General features: G+C 39.3%; 11 protein-coding genes and 1 pseudogene. 7 read left to right on the top strand and 5 right to left on the bottom strand.

All coding sequences use genetic code 11. From position 1 onward, the window contains the following. Nucleotides 1-20 precede the first annotated feature (20 nt). Entirely contained in the window at nucleotides 21-995 is a 975-nt protein-coding gene (locus tag BK584_RS11870) for a metal-binding protein ZinT (protein ID WP_078392800.1), read from the bottom strand. Nucleotides 996-1,328: 333 nt separating this feature from the next. Here BK584_RS11870 and BK584_RS11865 point away from each other — a divergent pair, with 333 nt between their 5' ends. Further along, nucleotides 1,329-1,763, top strand: a complete 435-nt coding sequence (locus tag BK584_RS11865; protein WP_169871225.1) for a Fur family transcriptional regulator — start codon at nucleotides 1,329-1,331, stop codon at nucleotides 1,761-1,763. A gap of 828 nt (nucleotides 1,764-2,591) precedes the next feature. Here the strand turns inward: BK584_RS11865 and BK584_RS11860 are convergent. Both BK584_RS11860 and BK584_RS11855 read right to left on the bottom strand, forming a co-directional pair. After that, complete coding sequence (locus tag BK584_RS11860) at nucleotides 2,592-3,473, bottom strand: PhzF family phenazine biosynthesis protein (RefSeq protein ID WP_078392798.1); 882 nt, start codon at nucleotides 3,471-3,473, stop codon at nucleotides 2,592-2,594. 209 nt (nucleotides 3,474-3,682) lie between these two features. After that, the gene (locus tag BK584_RS11855) at nucleotides 3,683-4,393 is read right to left on the bottom strand and encodes a class I SAM-dependent methyltransferase (protein WP_078392797.1); all 711 of its coding nucleotides are present in this window, start codon (nucleotides 4,391-4,393) and stop codon (nucleotides 3,683-3,685) included. Nucleotides 4,394-4,766: 373 nt separating this feature from the next. Between BK584_RS11855 and BK584_RS25780 the strand changes: the two genes are divergently transcribed. Next, nucleotides 4,767-5,339 (top strand): LysM peptidoglycan-binding domain-containing protein, encoded by a 573-nt coding sequence (locus BK584_RS25780; protein ID WP_078392796.1) that lies wholly within the window; start codon nucleotides 4,767-4,769, stop codon nucleotides 5,337-5,339. A gap of 199 nt (nucleotides 5,340-5,538) precedes the next feature. On the opposite strand, the pseudogene BK584_RS11845 reads toward BK584_RS25780, so the two are convergent. After that, nucleotides 5,539-6,054: pseudogene (locus BK584_RS11845) on the bottom strand (dienelactone hydrolase family protein); the annotation flags it as partial. Between the two features lie 666 nt (nucleotides 6,055-6,720). Then, nucleotides 6,721-7,230: a DUF3231 family protein gene (locus BK584_RS11840; RefSeq protein ID WP_078392794.1), complete on the bottom strand. Its 510-nt coding sequence runs from the start codon at nucleotides 7,228-7,230 to the stop codon at nucleotides 6,721-6,723. Between the two features lie 952 nt (nucleotides 7,231-8,182). On the opposite strand from BK584_RS11840, the gene BK584_RS11835 reads away from it, so the two are divergent. The 5 genes from BK584_RS11835 to BK584_RS11815 all read left to right on the top strand — a co-directional run bounded on the left by BK584_RS11835 (nucleotide 8,183) and on the right by BK584_RS11815 (nucleotide 14,852). After that, a complete protein-coding gene (locus BK584_RS11835; protein ID WP_245808843.1) occupies nucleotides 8,183-9,481 on the top strand; it encodes an extracellular solute-binding protein in 1,299 nt (432 codons plus the stop codon). A 36-nt stretch (nucleotides 9,482-9,517) separates the two neighbouring features. After that, entirely contained in the window at nucleotides 9,518-11,410 is a 1,893-nt protein-coding gene (locus BK584_RS11830; RefSeq protein ID WP_139365659.1) for a cache domain-containing sensor histidine kinase, read from the top strand. After that, nucleotides 11,382-12,953 (top strand): response regulator transcription factor, encoded by a 1,572-nt coding sequence (locus BK584_RS11825; protein WP_169871223.1) that lies wholly within the window; start codon nucleotides 11,382-11,384, stop codon nucleotides 12,951-12,953. The genes BK584_RS11830 and BK584_RS11825 overlap by 29 nt, the downstream gene beginning before the upstream one ends. A 93-nt stretch (nucleotides 12,954-13,046) precedes the next feature. Next, entirely contained in the window at nucleotides 13,047-13,928 is an 882-nt protein-coding gene (locus BK584_RS11820; protein WP_180320504.1) for a carbohydrate ABC transporter permease, read from the top strand. A 33-nt stretch (nucleotides 13,929-13,961) separates the two neighbouring features. After that, a complete protein-coding gene (locus tag BK584_RS11815) occupies nucleotides 13,962-14,852 on the top strand; it encodes a carbohydrate ABC transporter permease (RefSeq protein ID WP_078392791.1) in 891 nt (296 codons plus the stop codon). Nucleotides 14,853-14,944: the final 92 nt, after the last annotated feature.

Below are 14,944 nucleotides of genomic sequence, written 5' to 3'. Positions count from 1 at the left end.
GGCTTCTCTTCTCCTAGTTTTTAGTGTGCTAATTGGTCACGAACTATACCGTCTGCGTCTAAATTAGAAGGATAATAAGTTGGCCAATGAGTGACCTCATCTAATAATTCTTCACGATCATCTCCCCAATATAAATGATAGTGGCTAGAGTCTGTAGGAGAAATTAAGTGGTCACTGAATTGAATGTATTGCGGCATATCATCTGTTTCATCTACTAATGTATAAATAAAGCGCACGCCACGATTACCGGCTTCGTAAGTAAGAATTTCGTATCCGTCGTATTCATAGTCTCCTGAAAATTCTTGTCCATCACGGAAGAAAGTTACATGGCCATCTTCAATAATGATACGTTCTACATCTGTTTCATACCCGTTTGAATAGTATTCTTTGTATTCTTCTGCTGTCATATCGCCTTCTTCTGCTTTATGTTCAAAGACTTCGTCTAGGTCACCATCTAAAAGGTAAGGGTAAACTGATTGCCAATCTCCTTCCCAATCCGATAATTCACGATCTCCTACTTGGTCATCTTCGAAGTAACCTTTATAAATCTGTTTACTTTCTTCATCATGACCATGGTGATCATCAATGACAATAGTAACTGGTTCGGATTCTGCATATACTTCATGATCATCATCATAAAGTGTGGCTTTAATTTCTAAACCATTTGTGGTTGCTTCTTCAATAAAAGTTTCACCCTGTTGACCAGAGGAAACGTCCCATTCAGTTTGTTCACTTTCCTTTGTGTACCAATGCCAGTGATCATAATCGACATCTTCATTGAGTACAGCAGTTAATTCTATCGTGTCGCCCGTATGATAATGATCACCTAAACCTTCTACCTCAATTTCTGCTGACTCGATTACTTCTGTTTCTTGCGTTTCATTGGAATTATCTGATGAATTGTCATTAGCAGTTGTTCCTTCTTCTGAATCTTGACAAGCTGCTAAAGTGATGACTGAAACCAGTAGACTTGCTAATAAAAATGATTTCTTCAAATCTATTCTCCCTTTCCTTTTTGTTGTTAATCGGAATGATTACGTTTTAAAGATTATACGGACTTTAGTGAATTGTCAAGATTCATTTTGCGGAGCTTTTTTGAATTATAAATAATTTTTTAAAATGTTATAGCTATTCGATTAGAATTACAGAAGTCAATCAAGTTAGAAAAAGGATATTAAACCCTATTTTTAATTTGCTTGCTTTGAGTAGGATAACTATCATATAATCAAAGCGTAATGATTACGATTTGTGTATGCAAGTAAAGCAGATTACAATTTATAAGAACATTTACATAAAGGAGTAGTCCACAATGTAATGGCGGTGATATATTGGACTTTAATCAATGTATTCGTTTTTTAGAGAGCGAGGGGGTTCGATGTACAACTCAAAGAAAAGCGATTCTGCAATATATACTTAAGAATAGAAATCATCCGACAGCAATGGAGATATATAAAGACTTAGTGAATCGACGTTTAAGCAATAGCTTGGCAAATGTTTATGCGAACCTTGATCTTTTAGAAAAAGTAGAACTAATTCGTGCAATACGTTATCAAAAAGTTCCAGCTAAGTACGAAATGGCTACCGAAGCTCCGCATTGTCACATTGTCTGTGATAAATGTGGGGGGATAAAGGATTTGCATTATCTATCGCATTCAGAAACATTGAGAAAAGCTGTATTAAACGACACTGGATTTCGCCTTGTAGATTTAAGCTACGAGTTGCGAGGAATTTGTCAAGGTTGTCATGAGGCACACACATTATAAGGAAACAGAGGGTAGAGATGTATGGAATTCTTACCGCGAAAAGAAGAGCGTCATAAACTATTTCTTTTAGTAAAATCCGGAAAAATATAAGCTAACTGAAAATAACAAATGTCCGACATTCAAATTGAAGAGAAAGATTTTTTGTTCGATGTGGATCTTGTAGGTGTAGCAGGATGAAATTACTATTCGTGATCTTTTCCTTGGTTCTATGAACGAAAGGCACCGTTCACTACACTTGCTGCAATAAATCATTCTCAGGCAGAGATCTTTCTAAATTATAATAAAGAAACGGGGTTGTCTAAGGAATTTTCTTTATCATGTATGGTAACAACACTTTGCCCTACGGACTTAAAGGTTTTGCAAAAAATTCTTACTTACAACAGGAGAGTCGGTTCTGGATTCTATACGTAATTTAGAGCTTATTGATCAGGGTGAAATGAGCGCCCATCAGATGATTACTTGTTTTACATAATGAATCAATAGAAAGTCATAAGTTATCTTCTTAATAAGTCTCCAAACTGAGCACCGTGCGAACGGGAAACCAGCAGATTGGAAAGAAGTGCTAAGCTATTACCATTCATAAGACAACAAGTTTGCTGTTTTTCTAGAAACGTAGAAAAAGCAGCAAGCTTGTTTGGTTTTTCTATGAAAATGAACGTTTTAATGGAAGATTGGAGTCATGAATAAGAACCAATCCTTGTTGGAAAGGGATTTTTTAGGGCTTAGGTGTAAGTAGGCCACCGTTTATGGAAAACTCTTTAATGTATTCGAAGAGGAATTGCAAACCTTTATTACAATAAAGTACCGCAGACCAGTCGTAATCAATTGTTACATTTCATTCAGCTCTACCATAAATTCTTTAACATGAACTGCGTTTCCAGAGATATATACATCTAATTCATCACGTTGACCTTCCAAATGTACATATACCTTTCCATCTTTATTCATTTCATGTCCTTGTTCAACAATAAGGGTTGAAGGTAATTGTATTTCTCTATGTACAAATTTTTGATAATAAGCTCCCATTACACCAGATGCGGTTCCTGTTACGGCATCTTCAATCGTACCTGAATAGGGGGAAGAGAAGTGTCTACCATGCATAAAGCTTTCTTTATCTCTTACTTCAAAACAAAAAGGATGTAGAGAAGCCCTTGGCATTTCATTTAAAACTTCTGGGAATGTGTCGGTTTGAGGATTCATTTTCACAAAACTCGATAGCTTTTTTATTGGAATAATTAACGTCCAAATTCCGGTACTCCCATACATAATAGGGTAATCAGGATGTAATTCTTTTTCGGACAATCCGATTGATTTCGCTAACTCTAATCTCGAGCCCCGAAATTCTTTAAATGTAGGTTTAGCTTGTTTCATTTTTATACTAGAACATTCTATTACTAAAGGTAGAACGCCTACATTTGTTTCGATTGCTATTTCGTCGGATTTCAAATCCCCATTCATCTTTAATGCATAGATAGCCCCCATAGTTGCATGACCACAAAGGTTATTCTCATGACCTGGAGTAAAGTATCTGAATCTAAAGTCAGCGATTTCTGATGCGACTACAAATACAGTTTCATTGAATCCCACTTTCTTTGCTATCTCTAGCATTTGTAATTCAGTGTAATTATCTCCATCAAGCACTACACCAGCTGGGTTCCCTTTGTTTGGAACTGAACTAAATGCATCAATATGCTGCACAAATACTTCCATTTCATTTCTCCTTTATATTTTATTTGTACATTTACATACTATTAATAATCGGCACCATTTTTTTAAGAGTAGCAAACGATTAGTTAAAGAGAGATATCTCATTTAAAGCATGAGCAGCTTGGAACTACTCTTTTAGATGCTAATTTAATTTGTTTTTATAGAAATCAGGAAATAATTAACGTGCTTACTAGCTCTTTATTGAGTCTTTCTTATCTCGTCAACTTCCTTACTTTCAACATTGAATTTGCATTTATTTGAAATTCGTAGTTGACGGCTATTTCTGTGACTTCATAACCCCAACTTTTTAAAGATTTTATAATGTTATCTAATTCTTCATACCTTTTTCCTTCTAAGTTCACTAATGGGAAAATTCGTAACTCTAGCTTAGTTACTCTTAACAACTCTTTTAAAGTATTAATATGAAATTGATAGTCTAATCTATCTCCATACATAAATAAAAAATGAGCAGATAGAACGATATCAAATTGATCGTCTTTAAACGGTAATGTAGGTAACGTAACAGGAATGTACTTTTCACCATTCTCTAGCATGTCATTTGAACAATTTGTTAAGGCACTAAGTCTATGAGATTTTAAATCTGCTATGTCTCTAAAGAAATCCCAATTATAGTTATCAAACGCTTTTTCCATATGAACCATCGCATGTTCAATATCTTGAAGTCCTTTTGATTTAAGTAAATTGCCAGAGTGATAATAAGCAATATCACAAGCAATAATGTCTAATCCTAACTTGTTACCTACAGCAGTAAAAGAACATGCACCTGCAGGGCAATCAAGAACTTTCTTTCCAAACAACTCTTCTTTTGAAAGCAAGAACATATTAAGATATTCCTCGTAAGTTCTTCCAATAAAAACGATACGTTCTAAATTTAACTTTTTACTGTTCTCAACTCTGCTCAAGACAGCTCACCTCAACTAATGAATGATAGTAACTCACATTATATAATTCGAGATGAAATCTATAGTACCTTCTTAAATAAATCCTCCCCTTACATTGCATGAAAACAAGGCAAAACCGTATCATTTTCTTTAAAAAACTCTATAAGTCCTATAATTTCATCCTTTAAACTACTAGGTTAAAATATCACACTCATCACTTTCCCCCTAACCATTTATTACTGATTGCTGTTAAGATTCACTGTAGAACCAGTCATAACAACAATAGTGTTTTTACTGTTTTGATGATAATTAATTCATAATTCCAAAAAGCATACCCACTTTAAAGCTTACTACATACCGTAAAATAAGGTTTTTACGATTGGGAGGCAGATTTATGTATAGACAACAAGCAAGAATACCAGGGAACTGTCCACCGGGGTTTTTGGGTCGGTACACCGTAATTCCAGGAGACACGTTCTATACCATTGCGCAGATATTCAGAGTAAGAATAGAAGCACTTGCAGTTAACAATCCCCATATTCCAAATCCTAATGTATTATTCCCCGGGGACATCCTCTGCGTTCCGGGTTTAATCCCTTACCCCTGCTGTACGTCTTTACGGCCCCGAGGGAGAGTACCATTCGGTACAGGTGGCGTAGCTTATGTGAATTTTGGTCCAAGAGGAGGTCAGGCTGTGAGCATTATGGTAACCTTACCGCAGCCTCAAGTTTTCGGTAATTTTGACAAGTATACAGGTGAAATCATCATTCCCGGGACTGGTAGCTTTGGAAACCAGTTATTTGCTACTCCGGAAGACCCACCTACTTGGTCATCCCGAATAGAACTTCCTACCGCTGCATCCGTTACGCCAAACTCGCGTGTATCAGTACGCCCTTTTAATTTGTTGGCTGGCACTTCAGGTGCTCCTGTCTTAGAAGGTATAATCCTTGCTGGAAATTGTCAATAACATTAATACAAGCAAAAAGAGCTGTCCTTCGTCATGGGTGACTAAAGAGGCAGCTCCTTGCATCAGTATCCTGCTCGTTACTTCAATAAGAAAAAGAGCAGTCCCTGCTTCTTTAAGGATCGCTACCCGTTAGCATCAAAAGAAAAAAGTTTCCCTTGTTTAAGGAAATCCCTTATAGCTTAGTAACACATCAGCTAACTTAATGTATGTTTATTATAAAATTCATCATTTCATTAAATGCTTTTTGTGCAGATTTAAAATTATAATTTGGAGAGTAAGGGTCACTAAATCCATGTTTTCCGTTAAATTTATGTACTTCAATATTCTTTTGATTTAAAGTCGAAATTAAATCGTCCACATTAAAAGAGTGTTCTTCTTGTGGAAAGAATAGCAGTGTTGGAGTTTGTGGTGTTAATTCTACATAATTCCTAATACGTGAACCATAGTATCCAACTATTCCATCTACACATTCTTCCTCACTACAAAACCAAGCAATAGTAGCCCCTATACTAAATCCAATAATACATATTTTTTCGTAATTATCTTTAACATCTGATAATAACGATTTTATTTTTTGTGTAGCGTCAGTGAAACCTACGCTCTTCATAAAATCTCCATAAGCAATTTCCTCTTGAGAATAATCAAAAATTGTCTCTTCTTCTAATAAATTTGGACAAATGACATCGAAATTCAGTTCTGATAATAATTCACAAAAGTAAGCGGATGTTCATTCGTTTAATGAATCACTTTGCGGCTTTTAGAGTGGTTATTTAACTGCACTGTTTTACTATAGAGAAACTTTCATGTGCTGAATAAATTATGAATGCAGCGGCTTTCAATTTTGCTGTTAAAAAAAAGAATTTTCAAATTAGGTTCTACTTAATATCGTTCTTTTGATATATATTATTTATGCACTTAACTGTGTTCGGGCTGTTTTCTAAAGGAGACGAGTTCACCTCATTCGATAAATCCCCGCAAAAGCGGGGATTATTTAGTATTTAGATGTATAAATAAATAATAAACGGTTCACTATAAGTAATGTGTGTTCTCCCCTCCAGGATAGCACACATCACGACTCCAGCCGCCCCTATCCCTGTGGGTGGCTTTTATAATGCTTGTGCTTCAACTAAGGTGTACACGTGTATCGTTATTAGGAATTGTACACAGGAGTTCTTTTTCCTCCATTACGATGATTCCATTCTCTTGTAAGTAAATTAAATGTTGAATGGTGACTTCTTTATTCTTATCTTCAATTTTATTTAATAACGCGATTAACTCATGAACTTTTCAAAAAGGAACTTGTCCTATGACAAAAAAAGTCGCCTGATAGAGGCGACGGTGGGCTTTGTTTAGTAGTAGAAATCGAATAGCAACTACTATGTTATTTTTCCGTCTCGGAGTGATGTAACGGGGGAGGTATTAACCATCCTTTTTCTTTTGTTAGTTTTAGAAATTTTGCGCCGAGTGTAGCTTTTGCCATGTGAAATTGACCAAACATCATAGCAATGTCTTCGCGAATGGACTGTGCCATGATTTGACTACATGTGACAAGTCCAGTCGCTGTTGCTCCAGCAGCAGTGGCTGCGACATCAGGATCGGGGAAACGAGCTCCGACTGGAATAGCATTTAAATCCACTGATGGTGGTTCGGGTGCCGCTGGTGGTAAAGCCACACCATTCGTTTTAAGCAACTCTGAAATTTGTTTAGCCTCTGATTTTGCAGCATCAATGGATTCAAGCAATAGTTTCTTAAGATCATTATCACCAACATGATTTAGTAACATTTGAGTATCAGCAATGTTTTTGTTACAAACCATTAAATAATTCCAAGTGCTAAAAACCTCTCCATAATGCATTGGTTCGTCTTGTGGGTTACCACTCATAATTCCCATCGCAATCCTCCTAAGTAATTTCATTTTCTGTGCCACCTTTCATTTCGCACTTCTATAAGGATCTCCTATATTAAGAGAATTATGTATATATTAGTCGATTAATGTGGGAACAAATTTCATGTATAGTGTTTCGATTTTTGAGCATTATAATGGTATTCCTTATTGATCTTCGTTTCTAAGGGTAATGCATTACTTAATAAAACCACTCTTTAAGTAGAGTGGTTTTATTAATTCTTTTCTTTAAAAATACGTACATAAAATGGGAAAACGAGTATAAGCTATGTTTACCCATAGCTCCTATAAGTGTCGCCAAAACAATGAATGCGTTTACATTATCTGAAAAGGATGATAGGAAGAATGATTCAAATTTTAAATTCTCTTATCGGTCGTTTGCCTGGTGCTTGCAGAGGTTGCAACTGAGCTTCGTGCGAACGGGAAACCAGCAGACTGGAAAGAAGTGCTAAACTATTACCACTCATAAGACAACAAGCTTGCTGCTTTTCTAGAACCGTGGAAAAACAGCAACTTTTTTGTTTTTTTATGAAAACGAACTTTTTTAATGGGAGAGTGGAGTCGTGAATAAGAACCAATCCGTGTTGGAAAGGGATAACTTAGGGCTTATATGTAAGCGGGCCATCGTTTGCTCTTTTTTGTTTAAAACACCTCAATATTGGATTGATCACCTTCGAGAAAGAGAAGTAGTGTCTTTAGCGCCAAATGATAACCATCATTTTGGCGCTTTTTTATCATCAAGTGGATGCTGGCATGTTTGTGAGCGATATCGTATGTTCATAAACAACTTGTCATTCACGCCCATGCTTTTTCCTGTCATACAAACGACGGCCCATATTCAATAAATTAATAGATGTAATGTTAATATTTTAGACTTTTTTAAATAAAGGAATATGTCATAATAATTTTTGAAAGCGATTTCAAAAAAGGGGGAATTAGCTTGAATGGCAGGGAGAGACGGAATTACGTCTATACAGGTACGGCCGTGTGTATGTTGACGATGCTTGCGGCTTGTGGTGGGGATACAGAAGATGCAAGTGGATCAGGTAGTAATGAGGTTGTGGAGCTGAGCTTTTGGGCGTCGGCGAATCCGGACCGGGATGACTTTAAATTAACAGTGGATCGGGTCGAACAATTTAATGAAGAACATGATGATATTCAATTAAACATCGAAACGACGCCTCATGCGGATTACCGGACACGGTTAAATACGCAAGCTGCAGGTGGACAGCTGCCAGACATCTTTCAAGTGTGGCCTGGAGCCGAGCTTCAGCCGCTTGTAGATGGAGAAGCGGTCGGTTCACTTACTAATATTTTGGACAACTGGACGGACAATGGGTTATTGAATGAAGACGCGCTTGCTGATTTTACGTTTGATGGGGAAGCGTATGCCATCCCTTCTGTTCAAAACCCAACAAGCTTCGTTTTTTATAATATCGATATGTTAAATGAATTAGGGTACGATGAGTTCCCACAAACGTACGATGAATTTAAACAACTGATTGGCGATTTACGTGATGAGGACACGACGCCTATTGCTTTAGGAAATTCAGCTTCTTGGGTACTGCAATCGGTATACATTTCAACGATTGCCGATCGTTTTACAGGAAATGATTTTATTCCGCAAGTACTTGAAGGAGAGCGTTCGTTCACGGACCCAGAGTTTGTTGAGGCGCTAGAAGTGATTGAAGAGTTAGTGGAGATTGATGCATTTAACGAAGATTTAAATACGATCGATGATAACCAGATGATTGAGTATTTCTTGCAAGAACGTTCGGCGATGGTCATTGATGGAAACTGGGGCGCGATTAGCATTTTGACGAATAAGACGGATGAGATGAATGTTGGCATTGCGCCGATTCCTTTAGGTGACTCTGGTACGATTTCAACTGTATATGGAAATGCCTGGTCGTTGAATGCGGATTTATCTGATGAAAAGAGAGAAGCAGGAGAGACGTTCTTGAAATGGATGTTTAATGAAGAATTTTATCAGGACTTAATTGGTGTAGGTCGTGTAGTGGCTGCTGAGGTTGATATGCCTGAAGAGGCGGATCTTGATCCTTTGTTTTTAGACATGTTGCAGCTATCACAAGAAGCGCCGCCAGCCCCCGTGTATGACGCGGTCTTGCCACAAGCGGTCAACAATGTGTTGCAAAATGAGTTGCAAGCGATCACCATTGGTCGCTCGACTCCAGAAGAAGCCGCGCAAAATATTCAAAACACGGTAAACGCGCAATGATGCTATAGTAAATGACAAAGAGCAGGGCATTCTTTCTTGAATGGCGCTGCTCTTTTCCAACGACTCAATGAAAAGGGACTGTCGCTTACTATGAATAAATGGGGATCATTTCGTCATTGGAGTTTGCGCTGGAAATCGGTATTGATCTTATTGTCGCTTATTTTAATCCCAGCTTTAACGATTAGTTTACTCGTTTACTATCAATCAAATGCTATCTTAGAAAAACAAGTGATTGAACGAACGGAACAGAACTTGCGGCAGATTGAATCAAATTTGCTTGACGTGATGGAAGAAGTAGAAGAGTTATCTAGTTATATCATTTATAGCGAAGAGTTTCGGCAATACATGACGCTTCCCGTGGACGGGGAGGAGAGTGAGCCGGAAGAGATGCAACGGCTTCAAGATCATATTCGCGGCTTTTTTACGTTTCATTTAAACAATAAAACCTATTTTAATTCTGCGCAGATTGAAGGAATCAATGGAGCTCAATTACATCTTGGGGAGCGAATGGGCGGTGATGAATCGTTTTGGGAGGATACAGCTCGCGAAGAACTTGGCAAGGTTGTATGGACGGACCCGTATATTTTAACGCGAAGAGGTTGGACAACGGGAAATTACACCATTCTTTCGCTGTTTCGGGTGATCAACAACCTTTACGATATTTCCGAACCGATTGGGCAAGTGAAAATCCGCTTAGATGAGCGCGAATTGTTTGCTCATATGACAAACAGCTACTTGGATCCGAACTATGAAATGATCTTGCTTCAAGAGGAGGGCCTTGTTCTTTCTCATCGCAATCCAGACCTTGTTGGTGATCTGTATCCAAATGAGGATGTTATTTTTAACATGCAATCAGAGGAAGCCCTTTTCCAATATGAGGATCGCGGGGAAACATATTATGGAGTTACTCGAAAAGTAGCTGGCACGGATCTCTCCCTCGTTTCAACCATAAGCGAAGAGTATATTCTTGACGAATTTATAGGCATTCGTAAAACGATGCAAATCATTATGAGTGTGGCAGGTATGATCGGTCTTGTAGCGATTGCAGGGTTTATGTTGACGATCATTAAACCAATCACAGAACTGACGCGGGAAACAAAGCGCCTTGAAGAAGGCGATTTCACTGCGCAAGTAAAAGTGCGTTCACAGGATGAAATTGGCCAGTTAGGTTCGCGCTTTAATAAAGCAGTCGCTCGCATCCAGCATTTAATCGAGACGAAGTATAAACTCGAAATTCAGAATAAAGAATCAGAGTTAAAAGCGTTGCAAAGTCAGATTAATCCTCACTTCTTGTACAACACATTGGATATGATCCGCTGGACGGCAAGGTTGGAGCAGGCATTTGAGACGGGAAAAAGCATTGAGCATTTGTCAGGATTGTTCCGGATTAGCTTAAGCCAGGGCAAACTGTTGATTTCCCTCAAAGATGAAATGAATTATGTCCAGAGCTATTTGGAGTTGCAAAAGCGACGGCTCGGCGGCCAGCTGACGTTTTCCCTCCGCATGGAAGCGAGTATTGAACAAGCCCTTATTTTAAAGCTGATCTTGCAACCGTTAGTAGAAAACAGTCTTCGGCACGGTTTTCGTGAATTAAATCAAGCGAATGCCATTACCATTCGCGCGTATCGGGAAGGTGCATTTGTTCTGATTGATGTGTTTGATAACGGCAAAGGGTTTCATGTTGACGTGGACGTATTTAACGAATCATTAAATGAAGAAAACCGAGATGGCGATGGGTTTGCTTTACGAAACACGCATGAACGCTTAGTGAAGACGTTTGGTGAAAATGGCGGACTAATGGCGATCGCATCGGATAAAGGCGCCCACATTCGTGTGCGCATTCCATACGTAGAAAGCGAAGCAGAGCGGAGACAATTGCTTGAAAAGGAGGATGCGGCTCATGAACATACGGATGCTGATCGTGGATGATGAACCGGTCATTTGCCAAGGGCTCGTTCAAACGATTCCATGGGAGAGTCTAGGGGTAGAAGTCGTAGACACCGCTTTTAATGGCAAGCAAGCCTTGCAAAAACTGGAACAACAATCCATTGATTTGATTCTGACGGATATCTCCATGCCAGAAATGGATGGGCTCGCTTTGGCAGAATACATGGTGCAAGAATACCCCGATACGAAAATGATCATCATTAGTGGGTTTGATAATTTCGACTATGCGAGGCAGGCACTGCGTTTAGGGATCGAAGACTATTTGCTTAAACCAGTGGATGTGGACGAATTAATGGGGCTTGTTCGAATCGTGACCAAAAAAATTGTGATGCAAAAAGAGAAGAAACGCAGTCAGGTTCATGATTGGATTGCCCAATTGCTTCTCCATGCGCTCTTTCATACACCTGTTTCAGAAACGATCAAAGCCAAACAAGATACGTTGTTTGGGGCCTATCGTCTGCTCATTAGTGAAGTGTCTGGCTATTCCCAGCTCCAAGAGACGTTGCCACTTGATACGTTTGAACAAATGAATGAAATGGTAAAAAGCGTTGTGGGTACGACATTGGAAACGTGCGGGATTCAGCAAGTTTCCCTGTTTGGCCATGAAAATGAGTTGTTGACGCTTTGTTACAGCGAGGACCCTGAAGTTCTCTCCAATTGGCGGATTCACGACGTATGGACAGAAGTCATGAAGCAAACCCCATACCCGCTTCAAACGGTAGCTTCCTCGATTGGTGGCTCGTTTTCCACTTGTTTTTCTCATTACCAGCAAGCGCTACGGCTGCTCGATCATCAGCGGGGCCACGGAGAGGGCATTTCTTTTGAAGGTGTACAAAGCGACAAGGTAACGTTGTATCCAGCAGAAGCAGAAGTAGCTTTATTGGAAGCCGTGCTGAAGCATGACGAGAGCAGAGTGGAAACGTGTATCGCGCAAACGGTGTCAGAGTTAGCGGCGAAGGGCCAATCGCTAAGCCATATCGTGCATGTGTGCCGGGAGCTAGAGTTAGTGCTCAAACGAAAGTTGCAAGAACGGTTGCCAAATAAAGCATTCGACGATATTGAACTTCGGTTGCAAGGAGAAGTGGATCTCCGTTTACTCAACACGTCTACGGCGATTGAACAGATCTTCCTTCGGGACATGGTTGGTTTTCTTGGTGAGCTGAAAGAAAACGAACACAACCATTGGGTGATTGAGAATATTAAACGCTATATTAACAAACATTACCAGCAGGACTTGCGGGCGGCTGAAGTGGCAGAGCTCCATTTCATTACACCAAATTATTTCAGCATGCTTTTTAAGCAAGAAACAGGTCAGAGTTTTTCAGAGTATTTAAATGGTTTGCGCATCCAAAAGTCATCAGAGTTGTTGCTCAACACGTCCAATAAAGTGTTTGAAATTGCTGAATATGTTGGCTACAAAGAATACAAATATTTCGTGCAAGTGTTTAAGAAACAAGTCGGATTAACACCAACCCATTATCGGCGTTTAAATGCGAGCCATGAAACAAGAAAAAAACAGATATAATCGTAACTTTTGGGATTCTTACATAAAAAGAGTCCCTTTACAATGTAAATAGAAAACGCTTCCAACAAGAAGTGACGAAAGGACGTGATGCAGATGCATCTATTAAAAAGCCGTTGGAAAATCGCGCTAGGCGTGATTCCAGCCTTGCTTGTGTATTGTATCTTCAGCATTATTCCGATCTTTATCTCGTTTTACTATTCATTTATGTCCTGGAATGGGTTTTCACCGATGGAATATGTGGGTCTAGCCAACTTTAAAGCCATTATCAATGATTCCGTGTTTTGGTTATCTGTCCGAAACAATTTAATTGTCGTGGCGGCTTCGATATTTGGTCAAATCCCGATTGCGCTTGTGCTCGCTTTATTGTTAAACCGGAAGATCAAGGGTGCGAAGTTTTTCAGGACGATTGCCTTTCTTCCAGTTGTCATTTCAACCGTCGTCATCTCGCTGACGTGGAGAATGATTTACAACGTCGAGCAAGGGTTATTAAACAACCTACTGGATAACCTTGGTTTAAGTGCGCTTGCGCAAAATTGGCTCGGCAATCCTGATTATGCGATGTACGCAATCGCCGCGGTCATCATCTGGCAGTTTGTCGGTCTGTACTTCATCATTTTTCTATCCGCCTTGCAAACAGTGCCAAACGAGATTCTAGAAGCGGCAGAACTGGATGGGGCGACGGAGTGGCAGAAAATACGGTACGTAACGTTACCTTCCATCTGGGGTGTCATTATCATCGCAGTCATTCTCTGCATTAGTGGAAGCTTAAAAACATTTGACTTGATTTACGTTATGACTGGCGGTGGACCAGCCAATGCGACAGAAGTGATGGCTACATATATGTATACAGAAACGTTCCAAGGGTTGCGTTACGGCTATGGTAGTGCGATTTCTGTCTTAATTTTTGTTTTTAGCATCACGATCATTGTGCTTGCTAATTTGCTTCTAAAAAAGCGCGGTAGAAAGAGAGCTTGATGAAACAAGACAAACATAGAGGAGGTTTGCATCATGCAGGTTGACAATGTTCCGCGAACACCGAAGCCGAGGAAAGAAATAAATGAAAAAACAGCACGGGTGAAGAAACAGACGAAACGAACACTGATTTATCTAATCTTGAGTGTCTTTGCGATTGTGAATGCATATCCAATCGTTTGGATGATCCTCAATTCATTTAAATCCGGGCAGGATTTTGCCTTAAATCCATTTGGCTTGCCAACGGAATGGGTGTGGACAAATTACGTGGAGGCTTGGTTTACAGCCAATATCAACACCTACTTTTTTAATAGTGTCTTTGTTGGAGGCGTGGCTGTTGTATTAACCGTATTTTTTGGCGCACTTGCCTCATACTTTTTAGCGAGGTTCCGATTCAAAGGCCAGAAACTGCTTTATTCGTTTTTTATTCTAGGTTTGCTTGTACCTATTCATGCGACGCTTGTACCGATGTTTATTTTAATGCAAAATATTGGCTTACTTGATACACGCTTAGCGCTCATCTTGCCATACATCGCCTTTAACTTATCGATTACGATTTTCTTATTAACAAGCTTTATGAAGTCGTTTCCAAAAGAGATCGAGGAATCTGCGATTATGGATGGCGCCGGGGTATATAAGATTTTTTGGTCGATCATTCTACCGATGACCCGCCCCGTTCTCGCAACGGCCATCATTATTAACTTTATTAACAACTGGAATGAGTTTAGTTTTGCGCTCGTCCTCATTAATGATGACATGCTGCGGACATTGCCGCTTGGCCTTGCCAACTTTGCTGGTCAGCATTCAACAAACTATACAGCGCAGATGGCCGCTTTAACCATTGTTCTTGTACCAACGATCCTGTTCTATTTATTTATGGAAAAACAAATTGTCGAGGGAATGACCCAGGGAGCAGTGAAAGGGTAATAGAACACCAAATGGCCGGAAAGAGATAAAGGAATAAAAGAATAGGGCAGAGTAATCACCCCCTGACACTGATAGGTTAGGGGGTGTTTAAA

Source organism: Shouchella patagoniensis, from assembly GCF_002019705.1.
Classification (GTDB): domain Bacteria; phylum Bacillota; class Bacilli; order Bacillales; family Bacillaceae_D; genus Shouchella; species Shouchella patagoniensis.
Note: the sequence above shows the minus strand (reverse complement) of the source record. Positions and strands in the feature narration are given on the sequence as shown.

Bases quoted from the DNA above. Each gene is read 5' to 3' on its own strand.
- BK584_RS11815 (WP_078392791.1), top strand. From the start codon at position 13,962: ATGCAGGTTGACAATGTTCCGCGAACACCGAAGCCGAGGAAAGAAATA.
- BK584_RS11840 (WP_078392794.1), bottom strand. From the start codon at position 7,230: ATGGGAATTATGAGTGGTAACCCACAAGACGAACCAATGCATTATGGA.
- BK584_RS25780 (WP_078392796.1), top strand. From the start codon at position 4,767: ATGTATAGACAACAAGCAAGAATACCAGGGAACTGTCCACCGGGGTTT.
- BK584_RS11825 (WP_169871223.1), top strand. From the start codon at position 11,382: ATGAACATACGGATGCTGATCGTGGATGATGAACCGGTCATTTGCCAA.
- BK584_RS11860 (WP_078392798.1), bottom strand. From the start codon at position 3,473: ATGGAAGTATTTGTGCAGCATATTGATGCATTTAGTTCAGTTCCAAAC.
- BK584_RS11820 (WP_180320504.1), top strand. From the start codon at position 13,047: ATGCATCTATTAAAAAGCCGTTGGAAAATCGCGCTAGGCGTGATTCCA.